The organism is Streptomyces azureus (assembly GCF_001270025.1).
GTDB lineage: Bacteria > Actinomycetota > Actinomycetes > Streptomycetales > Streptomycetaceae > Streptomyces > Streptomyces azureus.
Map to the genome: position 1 here is coordinate 1 of NZ_DF968203.1, position 26,292 is coordinate 26,292.

The 26,292-nt window shown below is 71.7% G+C and carries 21 protein-coding genes and 2 pseudogenes; 7 read left to right on the top strand and 16 right to left on the bottom strand.

The window, feature by feature from the left end:
- Positions 1-28: 28 nt before the first annotated feature.
- Genes AOQ53_RS04005 through AOQ53_RS04015 form a run of 3 tightly spaced genes read right to left on the bottom strand, consistent with a single transcriptional unit; the run spans position 29 to position 2,822 of the window.
- The gene (locus AOQ53_RS04005) at positions 29-790 is read right to left on the bottom strand and encodes a cupin domain-containing protein (RefSeq protein ID WP_059415016.1); all 762 of its coding nucleotides are present in this window, start codon (positions 788-790) and stop codon (positions 29-31) included.
- Positions 784-1,710 carry a DUF6807 domain-containing protein gene (locus AOQ53_RS04010; protein WP_059415018.1) on the bottom strand — a complete coding sequence of 309 codons (927 nt, stop codon included), beginning with the start codon at positions 1,708-1,710 and terminating at the stop codon, positions 784-786. The genes AOQ53_RS04005 and AOQ53_RS04010 overlap by 7 nt, the downstream gene beginning before the upstream one ends.
- Complete coding sequence (locus tag AOQ53_RS04015; RefSeq protein ID WP_059415020.1) at positions 1,707-2,822, bottom strand: Gfo/Idh/MocA family protein; 1,116 nt, start codon at positions 2,820-2,822, stop codon at positions 1,707-1,709. The genes AOQ53_RS04010 and AOQ53_RS04015 overlap by 4 nt, the downstream gene beginning before the upstream one ends.
- Before the next feature lie 350 nt (positions 2,823-3,172).
- Between AOQ53_RS04015 and AOQ53_RS04020 the strand changes: the two genes are divergently transcribed.
- A complete protein-coding gene (locus tag AOQ53_RS04020; RefSeq protein ID WP_059415023.1) occupies positions 3,173-4,723 on the top strand; it encodes an alpha/beta hydrolase in 1,551 nt (516 codons plus the stop codon).
- A gap of 268 nt (positions 4,724-4,991) precedes the next feature.
- Here AOQ53_RS04020 and AOQ53_RS04025 read toward each other — a convergent pair whose 3' ends face one another.
- Positions 4,992-5,483, bottom strand: a complete 492-nt coding sequence (locus AOQ53_RS04025; protein ID WP_059415025.1) for a hemerythrin domain-containing protein — start codon at positions 5,481-5,483, stop codon at positions 4,992-4,994.
- 71 nt (positions 5,484-5,554) lie between these two features.
- Entirely contained in the window at positions 5,555-5,725 is a 171-nt protein-coding gene (locus AOQ53_RS04030) for a DUF5670 family protein (protein WP_059415027.1), read from the bottom strand.
- 232 nt (positions 5,726-5,957) lie between these two features.
- On the opposite strand from AOQ53_RS04030, the gene AOQ53_RS04035 reads away from it, so the two are divergent.
- The 4 genes from AOQ53_RS04035 (at position 5,958) to AOQ53_RS04050 (ending at position 10,518) form a co-directional block, all read left to right on the top strand.
- Complete coding sequence (locus AOQ53_RS04035) at positions 5,958-7,214, top strand: outer membrane protein assembly factor BamB family protein (RefSeq protein WP_167745679.1); 1,257 nt, start codon at positions 5,958-5,960, stop codon at positions 7,212-7,214.
- 289 nt (positions 7,215-7,503) lie between these two features.
- A complete protein-coding gene (locus tag AOQ53_RS04040) occupies positions 7,504-8,487 on the top strand; it encodes a Bug family tripartite tricarboxylate transporter substrate binding protein (protein WP_059415074.1) in 984 nt (327 codons plus the stop codon).
- Complete coding sequence (locus AOQ53_RS04045; protein ID WP_059415031.1) at positions 8,484-9,023, top strand: tripartite tricarboxylate transporter TctB family protein; 540 nt, start codon at positions 8,484-8,486, stop codon at positions 9,021-9,023. Before AOQ53_RS04040 ends, AOQ53_RS04045 begins: the two co-directional genes overlap by 4 nt.
- A 1-nt stretch (position 9,024) precedes the next feature.
- The gene (locus tag AOQ53_RS04050) at positions 9,025-10,518 is read left to right on the top strand and encodes a tripartite tricarboxylate transporter permease (protein ID WP_059415033.1); all 1,494 of its coding nucleotides are present in this window, start codon (positions 9,025-9,027) and stop codon (positions 10,516-10,518) included.
- A gap of 56 nt (positions 10,519-10,574) precedes the next feature.
- On the opposite strand, the gene AOQ53_RS04055 is transcribed toward AOQ53_RS04050, so the two are convergent.
- From AOQ53_RS04055 to AOQ53_RS04100, 11 genes and pseudogenes are all read right to left on the bottom strand, one after another.
- Entirely contained in the window at positions 10,575-12,503 is a 1,929-nt protein-coding gene (locus AOQ53_RS04055; RefSeq protein ID WP_059415035.1) for a DUF2264 domain-containing protein, read from the bottom strand.
- A 22-nt stretch (positions 12,504-12,525) separates the two neighbouring features.
- Positions 12,526-13,593, bottom strand: a complete 1,068-nt coding sequence (locus tag AOQ53_RS04060; protein WP_059415037.1) for a LacI family DNA-binding transcriptional regulator — start codon at positions 13,591-13,593, stop codon at positions 12,526-12,528.
- A gap of 31 nt (positions 13,594-13,624) precedes the next feature.
- Positions 13,625-15,274: an extracellular solute-binding protein gene (locus tag AOQ53_RS04065; protein ID WP_059415038.1), complete on the bottom strand. Its 1,650-nt coding sequence runs from the start codon at positions 15,272-15,274 to the stop codon at positions 13,625-13,627.
- Positions 15,275-15,301: 27 nt separating this feature from the next.
- Positions 15,302-16,189: a carbohydrate ABC transporter permease gene (locus AOQ53_RS04070; RefSeq protein WP_059415039.1), complete on the bottom strand. Its 888-nt coding sequence runs from the start codon at positions 16,187-16,189 to the stop codon at positions 15,302-15,304.
- Positions 16,186-17,040 (bottom strand): ABC transporter permease, encoded by an 855-nt coding sequence (locus AOQ53_RS04075; protein ID WP_059415076.1) that lies wholly within the window; start codon positions 17,038-17,040, stop codon positions 16,186-16,188. The genes AOQ53_RS04070 and AOQ53_RS04075 overlap by 4 nt, the downstream gene beginning before the upstream one ends.
- 222 nt (positions 17,041-17,262) lie before the next feature.
- Positions 17,263-18,546, bottom strand: coding sequence for an iron uptake transporter deferrochelatase/peroxidase subunit (gene efeB, locus AOQ53_RS04080; protein ID WP_059415079.1), 1,284 nt, complete (start codon positions 18,544-18,546; stop codon positions 17,263-17,265).
- Between the two features lie 47 nt (positions 18,547-18,593).
- Positions 18,594-20,669, bottom strand: a complete 2,076-nt coding sequence (efeU, locus tag AOQ53_RS04085) for an iron uptake transporter permease EfeU (RefSeq protein ID WP_059415040.1) — start codon at positions 20,667-20,669, stop codon at positions 18,594-18,596.
- A gap of 186 nt (positions 20,670-20,855) precedes the next feature.
- Entirely contained in the window at positions 20,856-21,404 is a 549-nt protein-coding gene (locus tag AOQ53_RS04090) for a GNAT family N-acetyltransferase (RefSeq protein WP_059415042.1), read from the bottom strand.
- A 123-nt stretch (positions 21,405-21,527) separates the two neighbouring features.
- Positions 21,528-21,776: pseudogene (locus tag AOQ53_RS40315) on the bottom strand (transposase); the annotation flags it as partial.
- A 145-nt stretch (positions 21,777-21,921) separates the two neighbouring features.
- The gene (locus AOQ53_RS04095) at positions 21,922-22,362 is read right to left on the bottom strand and encodes a GNAT family N-acetyltransferase (protein WP_059415043.1); all 441 of its coding nucleotides are present in this window, start codon (positions 22,360-22,362) and stop codon (positions 21,922-21,924) included.
- A gap of 68 nt (positions 22,363-22,430) precedes the next feature.
- Positions 22,431-22,751, bottom strand: a pseudogene (locus tag AOQ53_RS04100) (CoA transferase); the annotation flags it as partial.
- Between the two features lie 425 nt (positions 22,752-23,176).
- Here AOQ53_RS04100 and AOQ53_RS04105 point away from each other — a divergent pair.
- Positions 23,177-24,283, top strand: coding sequence for a GDSL-type esterase/lipase family protein (locus tag AOQ53_RS04105; RefSeq protein ID WP_059415046.1), 1,107 nt, complete (start codon positions 23,177-23,179; stop codon positions 24,281-24,283).
- Between the two features lie 136 nt (positions 24,284-24,419).
- Positions 24,420-26,054: a cellulase family glycosylhydrolase gene (locus AOQ53_RS04110; protein WP_059415047.1), complete on the top strand. Its 1,635-nt coding sequence runs from the start codon at positions 24,420-24,422 to the stop codon at positions 26,052-26,054.
- Positions 26,055-26,292: the final 238 nt, after the last annotated feature.

A 26,292-nucleotide genomic window follows, 5' to 3' on the forward strand; every position in this document is an offset into this window, starting at 1 on the left:
CCCCCCCCCTTCAGCCCCCCCTGGTCTGCTACTCGCTCCGGTACGGCAGCGTCGTCCCGGGCAGGTTGTACTCGTCCCGCCGGCCGCACATGCCGAAGCCGCCGAGCCGGGTGGGCGCGGCCTCGTAGGCGGTGGCCTCGCCGAGGTAGGCGGGTTCGCCGTCGGCCAGCGCGTCGAGCTGGGCGCCGGTGCGTTCGGCGGTGGCCAGGGCGCCCGCCCGCCACAGGTCGCGCCAGGTGGGCACCTTCTCGCGCACGATCCGGGCGGCGGCCCGCTGGAACTCCAGGTACGGGCCGTCGTCGCCGGCGACGAGCGCCTCGCGCAGGGCGAGGTAGCCCTCCACCGCGAGGTCCCGGCGGCGCTGGGCGGCCGCCGCCGTCTCCGGACCCGTGCCGGGCGGCAGGGTCGCCGCCGCAGCGTACTGCTCGGGGTCGGCGAGCACCTCGGGCGGGAAGGTGAACACGGCGTCCCCGGCTTCGGGCAGGCCGCTGTTCTGCATCAGCACGGTGATGCGCAGATCGCCGCCCTGCACCATGCGGTGCACGGTGCCCGGCGTGAACCACGCGATGGAGCCGGCCTCGAGGGGGATGTCCCGGTAGCCGTCGGGGCTCAGTGTCTGGACCGCGCCCCGGCCGCCGGTGACGACGTACGCCTCGGTGCAGACCAGGTGCAGATGCGGACTGCCACCGCAGACGCCGTCGGCGGCCTCCCAGTCGTAGGCGCTCAGATGGGACAGGCCGATCGCGCCGGGCAGCGGGTGCGGCAGGGCGGGCTTCGCTTCGTTCACCACGGCAGGCCCTCCAGGTGCGTGCCGACCCGGTCGCGGTCCCAGGCGCCGTCGGCGACGACGAGCCGGTAGCGGAAGGCGAAGGACTCGCCCGGCGGGAGTTCGAACTCCTCGAAGAACGCCCAGGAGAAGGCGACCGTCGGGAAGGGTTCGGAGCGGACGAACCAGTGCGACTCGTGGATCGCGGACGCCTCGTCGAGGTTCTCGGGCGCGTGCGCGAAGACGAGAGTGGAGTGGCCGTCGACGTCGTCGTGCTCGGTGGTGAAGGCGAGCCAGGGGCCCTGGGTGCCCATCAGCTTCCCCGCGTCGGCGTCGGTGTCCGGGGCGAAGACCGTACCGCCGGTGAAGTCGCGCGGGCCGCGCCACTGGAGCCCGGTGTAGCCGGCCATCTCCCGACCGGCGGTGGTCGGGGACCCGAAGGCCAGCGGCTCGGAACGGACGTTGGTGAGGCGGATCGACCAGTCCAGGGCCCAGGCCCCGGCCTCTTCGACCACCGAGTGGACGGTCAGCCCCCGCACCTCGCGCGCCCACTCCTCGCCGCCGTTCTCCACCCAGGTGAGCTCCTCGGTGAAGGCGAGGCGGTCGTCCTCGACCGTGAACTCCGGGAAACCGTCGTGCCGCATGGAGCCGACGCGCTCGGGCAGGGGCAGATAGCCCTGGCCGTGGACGTAGCAGTTGCCGCCCCAGAAGTTCTGGCCGGACAGATGGCTCGCGGTCATCTGGAGGCCCTTGTGCCAGCGGTGGTCGTTCGGGCGGTAGCCGGTGACCGTGCGGCCGGACAGGGTGCGCACCGGGTGGGCGTACGGCTTGCGGGATTCGAAGGGATCCGGGTCGGGGCGGTAGACGTAGCGGAGGATCTCCGTGCCGTTCGCCGCCGTGACGGCGATGTCCTCGCCGTGGGTGTGGGTGACTCGGATGCTCATGCGCGCTCCTTGGGGGCCCAGTCGGGGTACTCGCCGTGCATGGCCTCGTAGAAGGGGTCGCCGGGTCCGATCTCGCCCGCGTGCACGGAGCGGCCGGTGAACGCCGCCTTGTACAGGGCGGCGGCGAACTCGAGGGTGGCGCGGGCGTCCTGGCCGCTGCCCGGTGGCCGGGTGCCGTTGTCGTAGGCGTCGAGGAGTGCGCCCAGCTGGGCGGTGTGCGAGCTGGGCACGTCGTGCGCGGGGGCGCGCCAGGCGGTGGCCCGGTCGGAGCCGACGTGCGGGGCCGGGGTGTAGGCCCAGCTGTCGTTGGTGTGGCCGTACAGGTGGGTGAGCTCGACGGTGGCGTCCGCGCAGTCGATGCGGATACGGCTGACCTCGTCCGGGGACAGCACGCTGTTGACGACCGTGGCGAGGGCGCCGCTCCTGAAACGCACCAGCGCGGTGGAGACGTCCTCGCTCTCGGTGTCGTGCACGAGCCGGGCGGCCATGGCCCGGATCTCCTCCCACTCGCCGAGCAGGTGCAGCATCAGGTCGTACTGGTGGATGCCGTGGCCCATGGTCGGCCCGCCGCCCTCGCTGGCCCACTTTCCCCGCCACGGCACGGCGTAGTAGGCGGCGTCCCGGTGCCAGGTGGTCTGGCAGTGCGCCACCAGCGGGGCGCCCAGCTCGCCGCTCGTGATCAGCTCGCGGGCGTGTACCGCGCCGGAGCCGTAGCGGTGCTGGAAGACGACCGCCGCGTACGCCCCGGAGGCCTCCTCGGCGGCGGCGATCTCGTCGTACTCGGCGAGCGACAGGGTGAGCGGCTTCTCGCACAGCACCCAGGCACCCGCCTTGAGGGCCGCCACCGTCTGGTCGCGGTGCAGGGAGGGCGGCGTCCCGATGAGGACCAGATCGGGACGGACGGCGTCCAGCATCGCGTCCACCGAGGTGTACCCGGCGAGCCGGCCGCCGGCCAGCTCGCGGAAGGCGTCGAGCCGCTCCTGGTCGACGTCGACGGCGGCCACCAGCTCCACCCGGTCGGAATGGGACCGCAGCGCGGGCAGATGGCTGCCGCCGACGATGGCTCCGGTGCCGACGACGGCCACGCGGCGGCGGGTGGGGGACAAGGACATGCGGCGCTCCTCGGACGGCCGGCGGACACACGCTGGGAAAGCACTTTGGAAAGCGCTTGCACCGGAAGCCGACCCTAGGCGTGAGCGAATGTCTGGACAACCCCCCTGCATCGACCTGCACAAGGTCTTCCCGAGCATTTTCCCAGCTCGGGGCCAAGATTGTGGTTGTTGCCGTGACCATGGAAACGGTATTCCCCCGCCTCTGTGCTGGGGCTCGCCCCACCTCGAAGCGGCTGCCAGCCGGAGTGAGCGGACGGCGGCCCGTCCCTAGCGTTCTGTCGCACCGCCCCCCTCTCCGGCAGGTCCCTGCCCGCCACGAGGGGCATCGGCGACAGAAAGGACATCCACCCGTGTTATCCCGCTTCCCGGGAACCGCGAGGCGAGCCGCCCTCGCCCTGACGGCCGCCGGTCTCGCCTTGACGGCGCTGCCCGCCACGGCCGGGGCGAGTCCCGGCCCCGGCCCCCTCGCCCGCTACCACGACCAGCAACTCACCTGGAAGAGCTGCCTGCTCGGACCGGACGACACGACCGGCAAGGAACTGGAGCAGGCGGGTGCCCGCTGCGCCGACGTGACCGTCCCGCTGGACTACTCGGACCCCGGCGGCCGCACGATCACCGTCGCGATATCCCGGATCCGCGCCACCGACACCGCCCACCGCGTCGGCCCGCTGCTGCTCAACGGCGGCGGCCCCGGCGGGACGTCCCTCGGCGACGGGCCGTGGGTGCGCAAAGCCATGAAAGACGTCGCCGCGCGGTACGACGTGGTCGGCGTCGATCCCCGTTTCGTCGGCCGCAGCACACCGCTGGACTGCCGCTGGCCGACCGGCTCGGCCTGGCGCGGGGCGGGTGAGGACCGGGCCGGCTTCGACCGCGTGGCCGCGTTCTCGAAGGACCTCGCCCGGCGCTGCCGTATCCACGCGGGCGACGTGCTGCCCCACGCCACCACCCGCAACACCGCCCGCGACATGGACGTCATCCGGGCCGCGCTCGGCGAGCGGCGGATCTCCTACCTCGGCTACTCGTACGGCAGTTACCTCGGCGAGGTGTACGCCACGATGTTCCCCGGCCGGACCGACCGGGTCGTCCTGGACGGTGTGATCGACCCGGACCGGTACGGGCCCCGGCTGCTCCGGGGCGTCGAGCGGGCCAACCGCCGCGCGCTGGAGGGCTGGGCCTCCTGGGCCGCCGCCCGCCAGGCGACGTACGGGCTGGGCCGCACACGGGGCGAGGTGCTGGCGACCGTGGACCGCGTCCGCAAGGCCGCGGCCCGCACGCCGCTGCGGCTCGGCGGCCACCGGCTGGACGAGCACGTGATGCCGATCGTCGCCTTCAACGGCCTGTCGCAGCACAACGACGCCGCCTACGGGGACTTCGCGCAGGGCGTCCGGGACATGCTGCGGGCGTCGCGGGGGCAGCGGGTCACGCCGTCCCCGTGGCTCGCCGGGGTGCTCGAGTTCGTGCTCACGGACACCGACTCCCACTACGGCAGCGTGCAGACGGCGATCCTGTGCGGCGACGGCCCCGCTCCGCGCGACCCGGAGGTGTACTGGCGCGACGTGCAGCGCACCCGGGCCGAGGACCCGCTGTTCGCGCCCGTCACGCACAACCTGAGCCCGTGCACGTTCTGGGACCGGCCGCGTGAGCGTCCGACCGTGATCCGGGACGACCTGCCGGCCCTGCTGGTCAACGCCACCGGGGACCCGCGCACCGACTACGAGGGCGCGCAGACGGTCCGCGGGATGTGGCCCTCTTCCCGCCTGATCACCGTGCCCGGCGCCGACCAGCACGCGGTGTACGGCGTGTACGGCGTGCCGTGCGTCGACGACACGGTCAACGCGTACCTGGCCACGGGGCGGCTGCCGGGGCGGGACATCGCCTGCCGGGCCCCCGCGGACGGCTAGGCCCTGTGGTCACATTCCCGTCGTCCGCCCGAAGGGCGGGCCCCGCGGCAGCAGGTGCGTGCTCTCGGCGTGCCGGGCGCAGGCCCTCGTACTGGTTGTACGTGGGTCTGTGCCCGGTGCGGCGAGTGGGGTTCCCCCCTGTTCGAAGAGCTTGGGGGAGCGTGCATGGCGTCGCGGGGCAGGCGGGAATTCGACGACAGGGCCTGGCGCACACCGGTGCCCGGGCCGTTCCCGGTCCGGGCACCGTGAGCGGGCGGGATCGGAGCCCTCAGGACTCGACGATCTTGCGCACGTTGTCGACGGAACCGCAGCCGGCCTTCAGCTGCCGCTCGCGCTCCTGCCAGAACGCCTGGCCCAGTTCCTCGCGCCGCCCCATCGCCACATTCTCGCGCGCGCCGTTGAGGATGGTGCGCTCCTCCTCGTCGGCGTGGTGGGTGACGGCCTCCACCAGTTCCTCGAGCTTCTCGTCCCACTCGTCGGAGCCGACCTCCTCCACTTGGAGGAGTTCCAGGAGGGCCTTGTTGCCCTCGTCGTGCTCGTGCTCGCCGTGCTCGACCTCTTCGTCGTCGATGTTCTTGTACCGCTTCAAGGCCGGGTAGACCTTGGCCTCCTCGGCCAGCGCGTGCGCGATCAGCAGATCCGCGAATTCCCGCAGCGCACCCGACCGGTCGGCTTCGACGCTCCGCATCTCGCGGAAGAGGTCCTCCATGCGCCGATGATCCCGGAGGATGAGCTCGACGACGTCTTGTTTATCGGCCATGGAACCGGAACGCCTTTCATACGAGGGAATCGGGCCACATTCCTTTACCCCATTCCTGACGCTTTGTGCGTCTACCACCGATACCAGCGACCCTTGCGGCCGCCGCTGTCCGCCGTGCGGATCACGAAGCCCAGCAGCCACAGCACCAGCACGACCACCGCGATCCACCACAGGGCCTTGAGCGCGAAACCCGCGCCGAACAGGATCAGGGCCAGCAGAAGGACAAGAAGCAGGGGAACCATAGATATCAACCTCCGCTCCCCCTGGTGCCCCGCCGGCTAGCGAACACACACTCGATTTCCTGGGTTTACCCATCCCCGCCCGGGGCATATGCGCCGCTTCGGCCGAGCCGGGGCGCCGAGGCCCGATCAGACCTTAAGTCGCCCCGATGGAACGGGAGTTGTTCCGCGTGTTGCGGGTAATGGGAGCGGCGGCCGGTGCACCGGCCACTCCATCCGACCCGAGGGGGGTTTCATGGGCAGCACGGCGAGACGCGTCCGGATCAGATCGGGCTGCGTGGTGGCGACGGCCCTGGCGGTTCTGGCCGTCGGCGCCGGCCCCGGCGGCGCGGCGAGCGCGGCACCCGCGCCCGCTACGTCGACCACGGAACCGGCGGACGCCACACTGGGGTACCGCGCCAACGCCCGTCACGACAGCTTCGTCGCCAAGGCCACGGCGGCGCCGCCGTTCACCAAGCTCTGGTCGGCCGACCTGGGCTCGGCCGTCTCCGCGCCGGTGGCGGTCGGCGGGAAGGTCTTCGTGGTGGTCAACGCGGTGGGCGAGGACGAGACCGGCGGTCCGCACATGGAACTCGCCGGCCTGGACGCGGCCACCGGCACGAGGCTGTGGCCCCAGCGCCTGATCGCCGACAACGACGCCAAGGCCACGCTGGCCTACGGCGGCGGACTGCTGTACACCCAGACCGGCAGGGGCGTGGTGACCGCCTGGGACCCGGCGACGGGCCGGCAGCGGTGGTCCCGCAGCATCGGATCCGGCATCTGCGAGTATCCGCCGACGTGGTACGACGGCGTCCTCTACACCCAGTACGGCCGCGGTACGGCCCTGGCGCTGCGTGCGAGCGACGGAGCGGAGCTGTGGCGGGCCCCGCTCGTCGACTGGGGCATCTCGCCGGTCGTCGTCGACGACCTCGGCGTGTGGTTCGGCTTCGACAACTACTCGTTCCAGCTCCTGGACCGGAGCAGCGGCCGGGAACTGCGCCGCTACGACGTGCCCGACCTCACCGCGCGCGGCGGCAACCCGATCGCGCGCGGCGCCGGGGCGCTGTGGCTGCGCAGTTCGGCCGCCGACGACGAGCGGACCGTGGCGTACGACCAGAACACCGGAGCCGTCCTGCGCTCCTTCCCCGCCGACGCCACGCCCGCGTTCGGACCGGGCCGGGTCTACGTGGCCCACCGGGGCGTCGTGAAGGCGCTCAGCACGACGACGTACCAACCCGCCTGGAGCTACACCAGTCCGCGCCAGGCGGCCACCGTCCGCCTCGTCGCGGGCGGCCACGTGTACGTCCAGGACGGCAACGGCAAGCTGGTGGTCCTGAACGAGCGCACCGGCGCCGTCGTCTGGTCCTACCGGCTGTGGTCCGAACCGCACCCGATGGAGAACGTGCTCGCGGAGGAGGACTGGCGGGGCTGGGTCAACCCCGGCATCGCGACCGCGGGCGGCCGGGTGTTCGCGCCCGGGCAGAACGGGGTGCTGACCGCGTTCGGCCACTGAGCACCCGGGCGATGCCGAGGCGGCCGGTGCCGGCCGCCTCGGCGTCGCGGGCTCGGCGGGCCCGGAATACAGGTCGCGCACTCTACGGCCCCGGAATACAGGTCGCGCGCTCGGCGGCCCCGGGAACTCGCGTCGTCCGGGTCGCGCCGGTGACCGCAAAGACCAAAACCTCCGTTGATTCCGCAAGAGAGACAGCTCGTCGGCGCTCGGTGCAGCATGTGGCCCACGTCACCCTCCCCCACAGGGCCCTTACCTACCCGCAACGACGTACCGACAGGTGGTGGCACTCGTGCGCCTGCGCACTCCCCTCGCCCTGCTCGGGGCCGCCGTGCTCGTGCTCGTCGGACCGCCGCTGCTGACCACCGGCAGCGGCTCCGAGACCGGCACACAGATCCCTGGCCTGCGTTTCATGGTCCCCAACACGCCCGGCGGCGGCTACGACATCACGGCCCGTACGGCCGCGAAGAACGCCGAGGACGCCGGACTGACCCACAACATCGAGGTGTTCAACCTGCCCGGTGCCGGCGGCACGGTGGGGCTGAGCCGGCTGGTGAGCGAGCACGGCAACGGCAAACTCGCCATGTCCATGGGCCTCGGGGTCGTGGGCGCCGTCCGTTCCAACGACGCGCCGAAGACGCTCGGCGACACCACGCCGATCGCCCGGCTCACCGAGGAGCAGGACGTCGTCGTGGTCGCCAAGGACTCCCCGTACAAGACGATCGACGATCTCATCGGCGCCTGGAAGGAGAACCCGGGCAAGCTCCCGGTGGGCGGCGGCTCGTCGCCCGGCGGGCCCGACCACCTCGCGCCGATGCTGATGGCGCGGGCCGCCGGGATCCCCCCGAAGCAGGTCAACTACATCCCGTTCGACGGCGGCGGCGAGCTGCTCGCGTCGATCCTCGGCAACAAGGTCGCCTTCGGTGTGTCCGGCGTCGGCGAGTACCTGGACCAGATCAAGGCGGGCGAGCTGCGTCTCCTCGCGGTCACCGGCCCCGAGCGCGTCGAGGGGCTGGACGCGCCCACGCTGAAGGAGGCCGGGTACGACGTGAACTTCACCAACTGGCGCGGCATCGTCGCCCCGCCCGGCCTGACCGACGGGGAGCGCGCCAAGCTCGTGCGGCTGCTCGAGGAACTGCACGGCTCGGACGAGTGGCGCAAGTCCCTGGAGCAGAACGGCTGGGACGACGCCTTCCTCACCGGTGAGGAGTTCGACGCGTTCCTCGACGCCGAGGACAAGCGTGTGGTTTCGGTGCTGAAGGAGCTGGGACTGTGACGACGCAGACCACCGGGAATCCCCCGGCCGAGCGCAGCGAGCGGCGCGCGTGGCTGCGCGAGCACTCCGAACTCGGCGTGTGCGTGTTGCTGCTGGTGCTGGGCGTGCTCGTCCTGACGGACGCGCTCACCATGGACGTCGACATCGCCCAGCGCGGCCCGATCGGCCCGAAGACCGTGCCGGTCGTGGTCGGTGCCGGCCTGCTGGTGATCGCCGCCCTGCTCGCCGTTGACGTGTTGCGCGGCGGCCGGGGCCAGGCCGAGACTGGCGAGGACGTCGACCTGTCGGAACCCGCCGACTGGCGCACGGTGCTGCTGCTCGCCGGGGTGTTCCTCGGCTCGGCCGTGCTGATCGAGCCGCTCGGCTTTCCCGTCGCGGGCGCGCTGCTGTTCTGGGGTGCGGCCTTCGCGCTGGGCAGCCGCAGGATCGACCGCGATCCGATCATCGCGGCCGGGCTCTCCCTCGTCACCTACGTGGTCTTCAACAACCTGCTCGGAGTGCCCCTGCCCGGCGGTCCGCTGATGGGAGTGCTGTGACATGGATGCCTTCAACTCCCTCATGGACGGCTTCGGTACGGCCCTCACCCCGGTCAACCTGCTGTGGGCTGTCATCGGTGTGCTGCTCGGCACGGCGATCGGCGTGCTGCCCGGCATCGGCCCGGCGATGGCGGTCGCGCTGCTGCTGCCGGTGACGTACGGGCTCGAACCGACCGGCGCGTTCATCATGTTCGCGGGCATCTACTACGGCGCGATGTTCGGCGGCTCGACCACCTCCATCCTGCTCAACACGCCCGGCGAGAGCGCGGCGGTGGTGGCGGCCATGGAGGGCAACCCCATGGCCAAGTCCGGGCGTGGCGCGCAGGCGCTCGCGGCGGCAGCCGTCGGGCATTTCGCGGGTGGCCTGATCGGCACGATCCTGCTGGTCGCGCTCGCCCCGACGGTCGCCGAACTGGCCGTGGACATCGGCGCGCCGGACTACTTCGCCATCATGGTGCTGGCGTTCATCGCGGTGACGTCGGTGCTGGGCTCGTCCCGCATCCGGGGCCTCGCCTCCCTGCTCATCGGCCTCACGCTGGGCCTGGTGGGCCTGGACCAGATGACCGGCCAGCAGCGCCTGACCTTCGGCTCGCTCCAACTGGCCGACGGCATCGACGTGGTGATCGTCGCGGTCGGTCTGTTCGCGATCGGCGAGGCCCTGTGGGTCGCGGCGCACCTGCGGCGCAGCCCGCCGGAGCCGATCCCGGTGGGGCGCCCGTGGCTGGGGCGCGGGGATGTGAACCGGACCTGGAAGTCGTGGCTGCGCGGCCCGTTCATCGGTTTCCCGTTCGGCGCGATCCCGGCGGGCGGCGCGGAGATCCCGACCTTCCTGTCGTACGTGACGGAGAAGCGCCTGTCGAAGCACAAGGACGAGTGGGGCAAGGGCGCCATCGAGGGCGTGGCCGGTCCGGAGTCGGCGGCGTCGGCCTCGGCGGCGGGCACCCTGGTGTCGATGCTGACCCTGGGCCTGCCGACCACGGCGGTCGCGGCCGTCATGCTGGCCGCCTTCCAGCAGTACGGCATCCAGCCCGGCCCGCTGCTCTTCGAGCGCGAACCCGACCTGGTGTGGGGCCTGATCGCCTCGCTCTTCGTCGGCATGGTGCTGCTGCTCGCGCTCAACCTGCCGCTGGCACCGCTGTGGGCGAAGCTGCTGCGCATTCCGCGGCCGTACCTGTACGCCGGGATCATGTTCTTCGCGGCGGTCGGCGCGTACGCGGTCGGCGGTGAGGTGATCGACCTGGTGATCCTGCTGATCATCGGCCTGATCGGCTTCGGCATGCGCCGCTACGGCCTGCCGGTGCTGCCCGCCGTCATCGGCGTGATCCTCGGCCCGAACGCCGAACAGCAGCTGCGGCGCGCCCTCCAGATCAGCGACGGCAGCGTGACGGGACTGTTCAACACGCCGTTCGCGGTGACGGTGTACGCGGTAATCGTGCTGCTGCTGGCCTGGCCGCTGCTGAGGAAGGCGGTGACGCGCAGGCGCGTGGAGGCCTGACGCGGCGTGACGCCGTGGGGGCGTGGCTCGGCCGAGCCACGCCCCCACGGCGTTTCTCAGGGCACCGACTCCCGTATGCCGTCGGGGAAGCGGATCTCCACGCTCCCGTCGGCTCCGGTCCATACGCGGGCCCCCTCGACCAGGGCGTGCGCCACCGGGTCGGCACTGAGCGCGACCAGTGTCACCATCAGGCGCGTACCTCCGGGGTGGGACGGCAGCGTCAGGAGCGGCGTCGCCGAGTGGTGTCCGTACGCATTGCCGCCCACCGCCGCCATGACCGCCCCCTCGTCGTCGCTCCACCCGTGCAGGCCGACGAGTGTGCTGGTCAGGCCGTCCGTGCGGCGGGCCAGAGCCCAACCGGGGCCGGTTCGGGCGGCCAGTGGCGTGGTGTCGTCGGCGACGGCCCAGCCGCCCTCGCGCACGGGCGTGCCGGGGGGCGCCTCGACGCGGTGCACCCGGACCTCCCAGGGGCCGTGCACCACGCTGACCGTCTCGATGCGGTGTCCTGAGCTGTCGCCCGGGAGCAGGGCCCGGTGCCAGGAGGCGGCCCGGGCGCCCTCGACGCCGAGGGGGTGGATGCGCCCGCGGGGGCTGGGTGTGCCGTCGGGAGCGAGCAGCGCGATGTGGTTGTCGGGGCCCACCCGCGGTGCCGGTGGTGTCTCGGGGGCCGTGGCGCTGGAGTAGGCGAAGCGGGCGTAGTGGGGGCTGTCGTCGGCCGTTGCCGGTGGGGGCGGGAGGCGGTCGCTGCCGTGGTTGACGAGCCGGACGATGCCGTCGGCCGTCGTGGAGTGCAGGAGCCAGCCCGGGGCGGGTAACGCGAGGCGCACGTCGGCCGTCTCCACCGGGCCGGGTTCCTCGGGCGCCGTCCACACGGGGTGGTCGGCGGGCAGGAGCAGGCCGAGGAAGGCCTTGCTCGCCCAGTACGGGGAGGCCGGGCCCGAGTACCGCTGGGTGACGGGGAGGAAGGGCCCGTACCAGCCGAGCGTGAGCAGCCCGTGCTCGTCGGGCACGCCGCGCTCGGCGAAGTGCTTCAGCGCGCCGGAGGCCAGGCGGCGGGTGCGGCCGGGCGGCAGCGGGGTGGCGTCGGCGAGGACACCCGCCCACAAGGGGGCCGCCGTCGCGAACCGGTAGGTGAGCGAGCGGCCCTGGTGGACGGGCGCGCCGTCGGCCCCGAAGAAGTGCTGGTGGTCGTGGAGGAACGAGCGCAGACGCGTCCGGTGTTCCGCCACCAGCCGGGGGTCGGCGCGCGGCCCCGCGATACGGGCCCACAGGACCGGGTACAGGTGCAGCGCCCAGGCGTTGTAGTAGTCGAACTTGCGGCCGTCGCCGTCGGTGTACCAGCCGTCGCCCCGGTACCAGTCCTCCAGGCGTGCCAGGCCCGCGTCGATCTCGCTGCGGCTGTGCGGGGCGCCGACGGAGGCGAGGAACTCCTCGGTGATGACCTGGAACAGCCTCCAGTTGGAGTCGTTGACCACGGCTCCGACGAAGCCGCCCAGCCAGTCGGCGACCCGCTGCCGTACCCGGTCGTCGAGCCGGTCCCAGATCCAGGGGCGGGTCTCGTGCAGGGCGATCGCGAGGGACGCGGCCTCCACCATGGGCTGGGACCGGTCGGTGATGGGCGGCCAGCGGTCGGGGCCGCGCGGGTCGGTGCCGGCCGCGAGCCCGGCCGCGTACCGCTCGATCAGGCCGGACACACCCTGCCCGCCCGAACCGGCGATACGGAACGCGGCCAGCAGGAAGGAGCGGGCGAACCCTTCGAGACCGTCCGACCAGGGCCCGGAGTGGCTGGGCGGGCCGGGCAGCCGGTACTGGGCCAGGCCCGGGGAGGCGTAGGGCGTGAGGGCGTCGAGGAGGCGGTCGGCGATGGCCTCCCAGTGGGCGCGGGTCCAGCCGGTGAGGGGCGAGGTCAGCGGGTCCGGGGGTGGCAGGTGGGGCAGGTTGGGGAGGTGCGTCGGGTCGGGGAGCGACACGTGCGGCGCGCTCATGCGGGTGCGGTTCCTCCGTTGGTCACAGGGCGCGCCCGGGCGGGGGCGCGCCGACGCTGTCGCGTACGACGATGTGGGTGCCGAGCAGATGGTGGGCCCCCGCGGCGTGCTCGGGGTCGCGCAGCGCGATGCGCACGGCGGCGCGGCCGAGTTCCTCCGCGGGGGTGCGGACGGTGGTGAGGGGCGGGTTGAAGTCCTCGGCGAGCGGGATGTCGTTGTAGCCGACGACGGAGATGTCGCCGGGGACGCGCAGTCCGGCGTCGGCGATGGCGCGCAGGGCGCCGGCGGCGACCATGTCGTCCCCGGCGAAGACAGCGGTCAACTCCCGCCCGAACTTGAGGAGTTCGGTCATCGCGCGGTGACCGGCGGCCCTGCCGAGTCCGCAGTCGACGACGTGTGCGGCCTCGGGCGGCAGCCCGTGCTCGGCGAGGGCGGCCCGGTAGCCGGCGACGCGGGCGTCGAGCGCGGTGTTGCCGGGCAGTCCGCCGAGGAAGACGATCCTGCGGTGTCCGGCCGACAGCAGATGGGCGGTGATGGCGCGGGCCCCGGCCTCGTTGTCGAACTCGACGACGAGCGCCGGTATTTCCGGGTCGGGCGCGGGCCGGCCGCAGAGCACGAGCCGGGCTCCGGAGGAGTCGAGGGCGTGGGCGTAGTGGGCGACGCGCTCGCGGTAGGCGTCGTCCTCGACGACCCCGCCGACCAGGATCACCAGCCGGGCGCCCTCCTCCCGCATGAGCTGCACGAACTCCATCTCGCGCTGCGCGTCGCCGCCGGTGGCGCCGACCACGCAGAGCCAGCCGCGGTCGGCGGCCTCCGCCTCCACGCCCTCGGCGACCTGGGCGTAGAAGGGGCTGGTCACCTGGCGGACCACGGCGGCGGCCATCTTGCGGCCGCCGCCGACCAGGGCGCGGGCGTGCGCGTTGGCCACGTAGTCGAGGTCGCGGGCCGCGCGCAGGACCCGGGCCCGGGTCGCCGGCGGCACCGGGTGGTTGCCGCTGAGCGCGCGGGAGGCGGTGGCCGTCGACACGCCCGCCCGCTCGGCGACCTCGCGGATCGTGACCCGTCCCTTGGACACCCTGTCGTTCCCCATCCCCCGCGTCTCCTCTTCCGCCCACCGCTGTTCAGGTGTTGGCCGCGTAGTCCTTCGCGTACTCCTCGGCCATTCTGTCGCCGCCCCGGCTCCGCCACTTCTTCACCGCCGCGTCCCACTCGGACATCGGCAGCCGTCCGGCGATGATCCCGGTGATGGTGTCGTCGAGGAACGTCTTGAGGGTGGCGCCCTGCGAGTTGTTCGTCGCGGACTGGAGCCCGAAGGAGGCGTCGCGGATGGCGTGCGGTACGACCTCGCGCTGCCAGGCGTGCAGGGCGCGCACGGCGTCGGGCATGCCGGGCACGAACAGCACCTGGGGGCCTTCGGCGAGGTACTTCAGCGGCAGGTTGGTGTTGTTCTCGACCTCGCCGAGCTTGGTGGGTTCGGGCGAGCCGCCCTTGCCGCGGGTGAAGTGGACGCCCTCGACGCCGTAGTGCACGAGTTCCCACTCCTCGCTGCCGAAGGGCGCGGCGAGGTAGTCGAGGATGCGCAGCAGCAGTTCGATGCGCTCCTTCTTGGCCTGCTTCAGGACGGTGTAGCCGAAGGAGCGGCGGGCGGCGACGATGCCGCCGGGCTCGCCGCCGACGCTGTACGGCAGGGCCGCGGCGGGGCTCATCTTGCCCTTGGACTCCCGGTACTTGGGCAGGTATGCGCCGAACCCGTCCTGCATGGAGCCGACGGTGCCGTTGTAGTAGAGGGTCGTCAGGTCGATCTGCGAGATGGACGTGGCGTCGGGGTGGTAGGAGCCGTTCTTGCGCAGCTGGGCCTGGAAGGCGATCGACGCCTTGTAGCGCTCGTCGGCGGGGGCCGGCAGGAAGGTGCCGTCCTTGGTGACGGCCCAGCGCTGGGGCGCGTTGTGGGCGGCGGAGTGGTAGGCGTTGCCGAACAGGGAGCCGTTGGCGGCACCGAGCATGTACGTCCGGCCGCGGGTGCCCTGCCGGGCCACGGCGGTGAAGTCCTCGGCGGTCCAGCCCTCCTTCATCCCCGCGTCGGCGAACATGTCCTGGTTGATCCAGAGGGTCGAGCCGGGCAGCGGGCGTTCCAGCGGGATGCCGTAGATGCGGCCGCCGATGCGGCCCATGTCGCGCCAGGCGTGGGTGGGGATGTTGGCTAGGTTGGGGTAGTCGGCGATCGCGTCGCCCGACAGGTACGGCGTGAGGTCCTGGCCGCGGCGCTGCACGAACTGCGCCTCGCGGGGCAGGGTGAAGCCCGCGAACATGTTGATGATGTCGGGCAGGGCGTCGGCGTCGCCGGCCATGACCGTCGCCATCTTCTTCTGGTAGTCGGCCTGGGAGATGATCGTGTACTCGATCTTCACGCCGAGGGCCTTCTCGACGGCTGCCCAGAAGCGGTTCTGCGAGCGGGGCTTGGGCGGCGTGCCGAAGGAGACGGTCATGACGCGGACGGTGGAGCCGTCGCCCGGGGTGCGGGAGACGGACTTGACCAGGTCGGACGGGTAGGTGGTGTAGCCCGCCTGGACACCGGCGTCGGTGGGCGCCAGGTCGGGCTTGGGCCCGGCGGCGGGCCGGTAGGCGGGCCAGGGGGCGAGCTTCTTGCCGGCGTTGGAGACGTCGCTGTCGCCTGAGTCCGAGGAGCAGGCGGTCAGCAGACCGGGGACGGAGACGGCGGCACCACCGGCGGCCACGGTACGCAGCAGGGTGCGTCGGGACATGCTGGGCATGGGTGAATCACCTCGTGTCGGCTTGGGTCAGCTCTTGATGGCGCCGGTGAGCACGCCCTTGGTGAAGTACTTCTGGAGGAACGGGTAGACGAGCAGGATCGGCACGGTGGCGATCACGAGCACCGCCATCTGCACGGTCTGCGGAGCGGTGACGGTGGCCTCGCCGGTGGTCGCGTCGGTGAGTCCGGCGCCGGACACCACATAGGTGCGCAGCACCTGCTGGAGCGGCCAGTGGTCGCTCTCCAGGTACAGCGAGGCGTAGAACCAGGAGTTCCAGTAGGCGACGGCGTAGAACAGGCCGACGACGGCGAGGGCGGCCTTGGACAGCGGCAGCACCACCGACACCAGGACCCGCCAGTCCCCCGCCCCGTCCAGCCGGGCCGCCTCGTACAGCTCCTCGGGGACCGACTGGAAGAAGCCGCGCAGGACGACCAGGTTGAACACGTTGACCAGGACGGGCAGGACGAGCGAGGCGTACGAGTCGAGCAGGCCGAGTTCCTTGACGAGCAGGAAGCTCGGGATCATGCCGGGCGGGAAGAGGAACGTGAACAGCACCAGCAGGAGCACGGGCTTGCCGCCGAAGACGCCAGGGCGGGACAGCGCGTACGCCAGCGTCACCGTGCAGGCGAGGCTGAGCAGGGTGCCGACGATCGTCACGCCCGCGCTGACGCCGAGGGCGTGGGTGACGATGCCGCCGTCGAAGATGTCGCGGTAGGCGTCGAGCGTGGGCTCGCTGGGCCACAGCACCCAGCCGCCGTTGTCGACGACCTCCTGGGTGGACGCCAGCGAGGTCGACACGATCACCAGGAACGGCACGCACACCAGCAGCACGACGGCGGCGAGGGCGAGGGCCTTCGCGGCCTGGGTGAGGGGCCTGGGCTTCTCCATCCAGCCGGGCCGGGCGGACGCGCTCACTTGTAGACCCCCTGTTCGCCGAGGCGGTGAGCCACCTTGTTGGCGGCGTACACGAGGAGGGCGCCGACGACACCCTTGAACAGGCCCGCTGCGGCCGCGAATCCGTAGTCGCCGCCGACGATGCCCTGGTAGTACACGAAGGTGTCGATGACCTCGGCGGCCTGCGGGCCGACCGCGTCGCGTTGCAGCAGCATCTGCTCGAAGCCGACGGAGAGGATGTCGCCGAGCCGCATGATCAGCAGCAGCACGATCACCGGGCGGATGGCGGGCAGGGTGACGTGCCAGAAGCGCCGCCAGGGCCCGGCGCCGTCGATGGCGGCGGCCTCGTACTGCTGCTCGTCGACCTGGGCGAGCGCGGCGAGGAAGATGATCGTGCCCCAGCCGGCGTCCTTCCAGATGACCTGGGCGACGACGAGCGGCTCGAACGCGTCGGGGTTGCCGATGATGTCGACGGTGTGCAGACCGGCCCCGCTCAGGCCGCTGTTGAGCAGGCCTGTGTCCCCCAGCACCTGCTGGAAGAGCGCGACGACGATCACCCACGAGATGAAGTGCGGCAGATACGCCACCGACTGCACGAACCGGCGAACCGAGCTCCAGGTGAGCGTGTGCAGCAGCAGGGCGAGGCCGAGCGGTACCGGGAAGTAGAAGACCAGCTGGAGGACGGAGATCCAGAGGGTGTTGAGGACCGAGTCCCAGAACGCCGCGTCCTCGAACATGCGCTGGAAGTTGCCCGGGCCCACCCAGGGGCTGCCCCACAGGCCGTCGAACGGCACGTACTCCTTGAACGCGATGACGTTGCCGACGAGTGCGCCGTAGTGGAACAGCAGGAAGTAGGCGACGCCGGGCAGCATGAGCAGGAACAACGTCCCGCTCTGAAAACCTTTACGCTTGCGCTGCACCCCATCAGGATCGCGTCGGCCCGGACCCACCCCCTTCGTACCTGCTCGTTCCCGTAAGGCAGTTGCCACGGCTCCCCCTCACCTCGGCGCGTCCGGTGAAGGGAAGTTAAAACGTTTGCACAGCCCGGTCAACACTTCTGACACAGACGGGACTTCACGCCTGGAGACGGGACTTCAGGCCGAGAGCAGTCCCCGGCCGAACCAGTCGGAGGACGAGCGCACGCCGGGCAGGGCGAAGAAGTAGCCGCCGCCGGTCGGGGAGATGTAGTCCACGAGGGGTTCGTCGATCAACCGGGTCTGCGTTGCCTCGAACTGGCGCCGCACGTCCTGCTGGTAGCAGCAGAAGACCAGGCCCATGTCGAGGTTGCCGACGCTGTCGACGCCCCGGTCGTAGTTGTAACCCCGGCGCAGGATGCGGGAGTCGTCGGTCGCCGCGGTGCGGGGGTTCGCGAGGCGGATGTGGGCGTCGAGCGGGATGGCCGTGCCGTGCGGGTCCTTGGCGTAGTTCGGGCTGTCGGTCTCCTTGGCGCCGTCCAGCGGCGCACCGGTGTCCTTGCGCCGGCCGAACATCTGCTCCTGCTCGGTCAGCGAGACCCGGTCCCAGAACTCCACCAGCATCCGGATGATCCGGACGACCTGGTAACTTCCCCCGCTCGCCCAGCCGGGTTCGCCCTGCCCGTCACCGACCCACACGAGGTGGTCCATCTCGCGGGCCGAGGCGACGTCCGGGTTGGCTATGCCGTCCTTGAAGCCCAGCAGGTTGCGCTGGGCACCGCTGGGCCGGGGCACGTTCTGGAAGCCGTCGACGCGCCACCGGATCTGCATCGCGCCCCTGGTGTGCTTGGCGATGTCGCGCAGCGCGTGCAGCACGGTGTCCTGCCGGGCCGCGCAGATCTGGAGGGACAGGTCGCCGTGGCACTCGGCGGGATCGAGGTTGTCGTTGGGGAAGGTGCGCATGGGGGTGAGCCGGCGCGGCTTCGCGCCGGCGAGTCCGTAGCGGTCGTCGAAGAGGGAGGCACCGACACCGACGGTCACGGTGAGCGCGTCGGCCGGGACGACCGGGCCGAGGATGCCGTTGTCCGAGGGCGGGGCGCCGACACCCAGGTCGGTGGGGGTGCCGCCGGTGGTGAGGAAACGGGCTCGCTGGGTCAGGGTCCGCAGCAGGTCGGCAAGTTCCGCGCGATCGTCGGCGATGACGTCGAAGGAGACGAAGGCGGCGGCCTTCTGCTGGGGGGTGAGGATCCCGGCCTGGCGGGGGCCGTGGAAGGGCACGGCGGCGGCGTTCATCCCTTCAGCCGCTCGGGCCGCTTGGGCCGCGCCACTGCCGGTCTCGGCGAGCGCCACGCCTCCCCCGGCGAGGACCGCGCCCGCCGCTCCGGCACCCAGGGCCGTCTTGACGAAGGAACGGCGGCCGGTGTGGGCGGGGCAGCCCGGCGGAGGCGTGTCAGCGGACGGCATGGGGACGTTCCCTTCGGCGTGTTCGTTGTGCTCGTGGCGGCCGGTGCTCACGCGGACTTCCTGATCTCGAGCAGGTCCGGCACGGGCGACAGGTCTTCCAGGAGCTGCCCCGTGGCCCCGTCGATCCGGGCCTTCTCGGTCCGGCCGAGCCGGCCGACAGGGGTCCAGCGGCCGTCGCGGTGCTCGGCGTCGAGCAGCGTCTGGAGTCGCGCGATGTCCGCGTCGACGGTGGGCAGCAGATGCGGGGCCCGCGTGGTGAGCAACGGCCGGAGCACGGTGAGCAGTTCGCGTGTACCGGAGAGGTTGGCGTCGGCCGTGGCCAGTCCGGTGCCGCTGCCCTGGTCGGTGTCGCCGGTCAGCTCGAACTGGAGGGTGTTCTCCAGGATCTCGTGGGCGCGCAGGGGCAGGTCGGAGGCGTCGAAATCCTGGTGCGGGAAGGCCTTTCGCAACCCGGCGGAATCGGCGGCCAGTTGTTGTGCCGGGCCCTTGAGCTCGTCCGCCGCCCGGCCGTGCCACAGCCCGTACTCGATCCGCTGGAAGCCGGTGAAGTCCTTGTCGTGAACCCCGCCTGGCAGACCGTCGGGCCGGCCGTTGATCTTCTGGTCGAAGTCCTCGAAGGTGCCGTAGGCGGCGCCGAGGGAGGCGTAGGTGCGGTGCGCGGTCAGCCAGTCGGCGCGTGCCGCGTCCAGGTGACCGGCGCGAATGTCGTCGCCGAGCTTCCGGGTCTCGGTGACGAGGGTGGCCAGACCCCGGTTCACGTACGCCTTGTAGGCCCGCAGCGGCCCCGCGAGATCCTGCTCGGAGACAGGGACGACGGCCCCGGCACCGGCGGCACCGCCGACCCGGACCGCCTTGGAGGTGACGGCCTTGCCGTCGGCCGGGACACAGCGCCAGGCGTACGTACCACCCGCCACGGTGGCGACGAGGTCGCGGGTGGTGCCGGGGGCCAGGCCCTCGATCTCGCCGTAGACCGCGTTGGTGGCCGGGTCGATGAGGTACACCTCGGACGTCTGGTCGCCGGTGTTGCGCATCTGGAAGGCCTGCCGCCCCGGCTTGGGCGCGGTGAAACCCTCACCGCAGTCCTTCGCGGAGACGGCGACCGTCTCGCCCCCGGCGGGCTCGGGGCGCGCCAGGACGACGACGAGCCCGGCCAGGAGGGCGGGCACGGCGACCACGGCGACGGGGATGGGCCAGGCGGGGCGGTGGCGTGCGGGGACGGGGAGGGGTGGCGGGGCCTTCGTGGGGCGGGGCGGGGTCGCGGGCGCGGTGCGTGTCGGGCTCGGGCTCGGGCTCGGGCTCGGGCTGGAGGCAATTCCCCGCAGGCCCCTCACGAACAGCGTCATCACCACGCCGAGATACCCGACGTACCCCACCACCTGAAGCCACGTCATCGTCGGCGTCAGATTGAGCACGCCCTGGAGCAGAGTGCTGTACCAGGACCCGGCGTCGACGCTGCCGCTCAGGTCGACGGCGTAGGCCGCCCCACCGGGCAGGACCCCGCCCTCCTGGAGGTCGCGCAGCCCGTAGCCGAGCACGCCCGCGGCGATCACGATGAGGACGGCGCCGGTAGCGGTGAAGAAGCGGGTGAGGTTGATGGAGAGCACCCGGCGGTAGAGCCCCCAGCACAGCACCGTCGCCAGAACGAGGCCGATACCGGCGCCGGTGAGCGGCCCAATCGACTCGTCCGCCGCGCGGGCCGTGGTCCACAGGAACAGGGCGGTTTCCAGGCCCTCGCGCCCCACCGCCAGGAAGGAGGTGAGGACCAGCACACCGGCGCCCATGGTCAGTGCCTCGGTGACCTTCTCCTTGATCTCTCCCGCCAGACTGCGGGCCGAGCGGCGCATCCAGAACACCATCGCGGTCACGAAGGCGACGGCGACGACACTCAGCACGCCGCCGAAGGCTTCCTGCACGGCGGTGGAAAGGGAGGCGGCGGTGAACGTGAGGACCGCGCCGAAGCTCATCGAGAGCGCGATCGCGGCCAGTACGCCCGTCCACACCTGCGGCAGACGGGACTTAGCGTCCGCCCGCACGAGGGTGGCGACCAGCACGGAGACGATGAGGCCGGCTTCCAGTCCTTCCCTCAGTCCGATCAGGAAGCTCGGAAACGCGTCGTCCCACATGTGCTGCGGCCCTCCCGGCCCTCCGCCCCGACCCACCACGCGAGCGGGTTAGCCAAGGCATGCCTTACCGACGCCGACCATCATGACCTCGGCTCTCTGGGCATCTGGTCATGAATGGCTCATGGCACGGCAAAAGTCGGGAGTCCGAGCTGCCCCGTCGGGCCGGCAGAGGCTGCCGGGCCTGGCTCAGCCGGACGGCGTGACCGAGGACCACACGCCGAACCACTGTTCGGCGCCGAACTCCTCGAACCGCTCCACCTCGGTGAACCCCAGCTTCGCCGCCAGCCGCATCGAGCGGTCGTTGGCGGTCTGGGTGCAGAGCACCACCGGCTCACCGGGAAGCGCGTCGGCGAACCAGCCGAGTGCCGCTGCGCACGCCTCAGCGGCGTACCCCCATCCCCACGCCTCCGGCAGGAACATGTAGCCGAGCTCGGCCTCTCCGCCCTCCGGACGGACGCGACCCGGGCGTTCCGCGTCACGTCGGTCGAGCGTGACCGTGCCGATCATCACTCCGTCGAGATCGATCACGAACAGGCCGGGGCGCCGCCCGGGCACCTCGGGCACCGCGCGCTCGAGCTCATCACGCGGTCGGGGGCCACCGAGGTAGGTGCGCACCTCCGGCGACGCGAACAACTCGATGAACGCCGCACGGTCCCGGGCCTCGGACTCGCGGAGCACGAGCCGTTCGGTTCTAATCGGGGCAGTTGGCCAGGCGACGGGTCCGGATCCAGTCATGACGGGCAACCTATCGCCAGCCCACGAGAGAGATCCGAAAGAGAAGGCCTGGCCGGAGGCGCCCGGGCCCCTACCCCGAAAACCTCCCCCCTCAGAGGTCGTCTCAGGTGGTGGCGCGTCGATACAGATCAAGGCGCTGGCGACACCTACGAAGCCCAGGAAATGCTCAGCTTTGCGTTCGTATCGAGGGTGCAACCGACGGCAGCCCGCCAGCCAGGCCATCGTGCGCTCGACCACCCAGCGGTGGCAGCCGAGGTGTGCAGAGGACTCGACGCCCCGGCGGGCGGTGCGCGGCACGATGTTCCTGTGGCGCAGGTGCTCAAAGTCGTAGCCCTTGTCGGCGTGCAGCTTGGCTGGGCGGCGACGCCTGCGCGGTCATCGCACCTGCGCCGGTCCCCGCCCTGCGGACGCCGCGGTGCTTCCGGCGCCACACACTGGAACAGTTCCCACACTCCGTCCGGTACCAGCTGTTCGACTGTCGCCATGCTCGGAGCAACGAGCTTCAGGCCAGTCGTGGTCAGGAAAGCCGCAAGTCGATCCAGGGGATGGTGTCACCCGGCAACAGGTAACGCTCGGTCTCGATGAACCCGTGCTTCTGCGCGAACCGCAAACCGTCCTCATTCGACGACAGGACGACGGTCTCGATCACCCTGGCACCCAGCTCCCGCGCCCGGTGCAGCCCACGCCCATAGAGCGCTTCGCCGAATCCCTGTCCACGGTAAGCGGCAAGCACCCGGGCGATCACTGTCGCCGTCAGAGTGTTGTCCGTCGGCGGGCGTACCGTGCTGCAGCCCACGACTGCGTCACCGAGATACGCGATCTCCAGGTGGTGGCGCTCGGAACGTTCCCGTACCTCTTCCATGGACAGGACGTGGGTCGGGATGACCACATTGTGGACGTGCTGCCAGTCTTGGAGAGTGGCATCGCCGTCAGGCTGTTGGAACCGAAGATCAGACATCGCAGCAGGAGATCTGAGTACTTCTCAGACGTCAACTCCTTATGCCAGCCAACAAGTCACCGCTCGAGTTACGCGCCCGGAGCCAACCGAGACGCCCCCTTATGCTTCCCGGGAGCCGCCGGCGGCAGACGGCACCGGGCTGGCGACCCGCTCAGCGTGACCGGGCAGGCGACCTGCCGGGACTCGGCGCCGCCGGCCGGCGCGGGCACGGCGACGATGCCCGGCAGCCCGAGCCGGTCGGCGAAGGCGAACGCCTCGTCGAGGGTGTTCACGGGCGGCCCGGCGGGCACGCCGGCGGCCGGCAGCAGGCGGACCGATGAGTCTGCACCGGCCGTGCGCAGCCGTTCCCCCAGCGTCTCGAGCAACTCGTCGCGATGAGCCACCCCGTTCCGGGTCCGTGCGGAACCGGTCGCCGTCGGCGAGGGCGCGAGCCGCCGGTCCGCGGTGGGGAGGTCTCATAGGGGGCGATGCTCGGACGGGCGTTGCCTATGCGCCCGCCGGGACGACGCCCACGACGGCGTGGGCGGACGTCTGGTCGACGCTCGGACGGGCGTTGCCCATGCGCCCGCCGGGACGACGCCCACGACGGCGTAGGCGGACGTCTGGTCGACCATCGCCGACAGCAACGAACTCAGCGGATCCACCTCGACGCGCCGGCCCTTGCCGCTTCGCCGCCGGGCTCCCCCGTCACGCTCGTCAGTCCGCCGGCTTCCGCGCGGCACCGCACGAGTTGCCCCACCCCTCTTGACGCGTCAGTGACAACAGTGGCTTGATGCATGGGAGCGCTCCCACCTCACCCAGGGAAGGGATCACCATGCGCAGAACCCGCCGCCCCTCCTCGCGCTTACGCATCATCCCGGTTCTCGGCCTCCTCGCCGCGCTGCTCCTCCCCCTCGGTCTCACGTTCGCGCCCCGGGCCACGGCCGCACCGGCGGCGGACCCCGTCCGCGTCATGCCGCTCGGCGATTCGATCACCGGCTCGCCGGGCTGCTGGCGAGCGGTGCTCTGGAACCGGCTGCTGAACAGCGGGTACACGGACATCGACTTCGTCGGCACCCTCCCGCCGCAGGGCTGCGGACAGGCGCACGACGGCGACAACGAGGGGCGCGGCGGTGAGCTGGTGACCAACGTGGCCGACCAGAACCTGCTGCCGGGCAGGCTCGCGGCCACCCGCCCGGACATCGTTGTCATGCACTTCGGCACGAACGACGTGTGGAGCAGCATCGCCCCGGACCGCATCCTGGCCGCCTACACCAAGCTCGTGACGCAGATGAGGGCCTCGAATCCGGACATGCGGATCCTTGTCGCGCAGCTCATCCCCATGGCGCCGGGAAGTTGCGCGGCCTGCGCTCAGCGTGTCGTCGACTTCAACGCGCGGATCCCCGACTGGGCCCGGGCCACCAGCACCGAACGATCCCCGATCACCGTGGTCGACCAGTGGACGGGCTTCAGCACCGCCACGGACACCTACGACGGGGTGCACCCCAACGCCTCCGGTGACAACAAGATCGCCGCCCGCTGGTTCCCGGCCCTGGCGGCGGTCCTCGACGCGGGTGTCCCGCAGAACCCGGGCGGCCCGGGTGACCCGGGGGACCCCGCGGCCTGCGCGGCCCGCTTCCGGGCTGTCTCCACATGGCAGGGCGGCTACCAGGGAGAGGTGACCGTGACGAACACGTCCGCCTCCGCCGCCTCGGGCTGGAGCGCGGTGGTCGTACCGGCGAGCGACGCCCGCATCGGCCAGGTCTGGAACGGCACCCTCAGCACGGCCGCGGACGGTACGGCCACCGTCACCAACGCGGCGTGGAACGGGGCGTTGGCGCCCGGCGCGAGTGCCACGTTCGGTTTCGTCGCCACCGCCCCGGCAACGGCCGGCGCCCCGGCGGCGACCGTCACGTGCACGGCGAAGAGTTCCGCCGACTGACACCCGGCACGGATCAGGACCGGCCCGGCAGCACACTCACCGCGACGGCCCGGCAGCACACCCCCCGCTCCCTCCCCGGGACTGGACGCGACCCGGAACAGGCCCCATCCCATCCGCCCCCACCTCTGGAGCCGCCATGAGACCCCGCACCGCCCCCACCCCACGCGTGGCCACCGTGGCCGTCGCCCTCCTCGGACTCCTGCTCTCCTTCCTCTCCCTCGGCACACCGGCGCACGCCGCCCCCACCGGCTTCCGCATCGACAACGGCCGGCTGCTGGAGGCGTCCGGGAACGACTTCGTGATGCGTGGCGTCAACCACGCCCACACCTGGTTCCCGGACCGGATCAGCTCCCTCTCCCACATCAAGGCGAAGGGCGCCAACACCGTCCGCGTGGTCCTCTCCAGCGGTGACCGCTGGACCCGCAACGACACCGCCGACGTGGCGAACGTGGTCGCCCAGTGCAAGCAGAACAAGCTGATCTGTGTGCTGGAGGTGCACGACACCACCGGGTACGGCGAACAGAGCGGAGCCGCCACGCTCTCCCGCGCCGCCGACTACTGGATCAGCGTGCAGAGCGCGCTGACCGGTCAGGAGGACTACGTCATCGTCAACATCGGCAACGAGCCGTACGGCAACACGAACTACGCGGGCTGGACGGCCGACACCAAGGCGGCGATCCAGAAGCTCCGCACCGCCGGGTTCGACCACACGATCATGGTCGACGCGCCCAACTGGGGCCAGGACTGGGCGTTCACCATGCGGGACAACGCCGCCTCGGTCTTCGCCGCCGACCCCGACGCCAACACGATCTTCTCGATCCACATGTACGGCGTCTTCGACACCGCCGCCGAGATCACCGACTATCTGAACCGCTTCGTCAGGGCGAAACTCCCCATCGTCGTCGGTGAGTTCGGCCACGACCACTCGGACGGCAACCCCGACGAGGACACCATCCTGGCCGTCGCCCAGCAGCTCCGCCTGGGCTACCTCGGCTGGTCCTGGAGCGGCAACGGCGGCGGCGTCGAGTACCTGGACATGGTCACGAACTTCGACCCGGACCAGCTCACCAGCTGGGGACAGCGGCTCTTCAACGGCGCGAACGGCATCGCCGCCACCGCCAAGGAGGCCGCGATCTACTCCTCCGGCGGAGGCGACACCACTCCCCCGACGGCTCCCGGCACCCCGACCGCCTCCGGGGTGACCTCCTCGTCCGCCACCCTGACCTGGGCCGCCGCCACCGACGCGACGGGCGTCACCGGCTACGACGTGGTCCGGATCGGCGGCGGCGCCGAGACGGTCGTCACCTCCACGACCAGGACGACCGCCGCCCTCACCGGCCTGTCCCCCGCCACCTCCTACACCTTCGCCGTCTACGCCCGTGATGCCGCCGGCAACCGCTCGCCCCGCTCGGCCACGGTGACGTTCACGACGTCCTCCGGCGGCTCGACGGCGGCCTGCGGCGTCGGCTACCGCGTGACGAGCAGCTGGCCCGGCGGATTCCAGGGCGAGATCACCCTGCGCAACACCGGCACGTCGGCGATCAACGGCTGGACCCTGCGCTGGACCTTCCCGGACAGCCAGCGCATCACCAACCTCTGGGGCGGTACGGCGACGCAGAGCGGCTCCGAGGTCAGCGTCGCGGCCGCCCCGTACACCGCGACGGTCCCCGCGGCGGGCTCGGTCACCCTCGGCTTCACGGCCTCCCGGGCGACGGCGAACCCCAGCCCGACGGCGTTCACGCTGAACGGCGCCGCCTGCTCGGTGAGCTGACCGGGTCGTGTGTGTGACGGTGCCGCCCGTTCCCGACCAGTCGGCGCGGCGGCACCGTCACCGTCCGGCGCGACGGCACCGTCACTCTCCAGCACGGCCGCATCATCCCCGTGGGTGTGATCCGCGCGACATCCGCACCGGAAAGCGGTTTACTCCGCCCCGCAGTGGTCAGGCGGCGGGGATGTCGCACCGGCACCCCACCGCCGTAACCCCGGCAAGACGCGTATCCGCCCGTCCC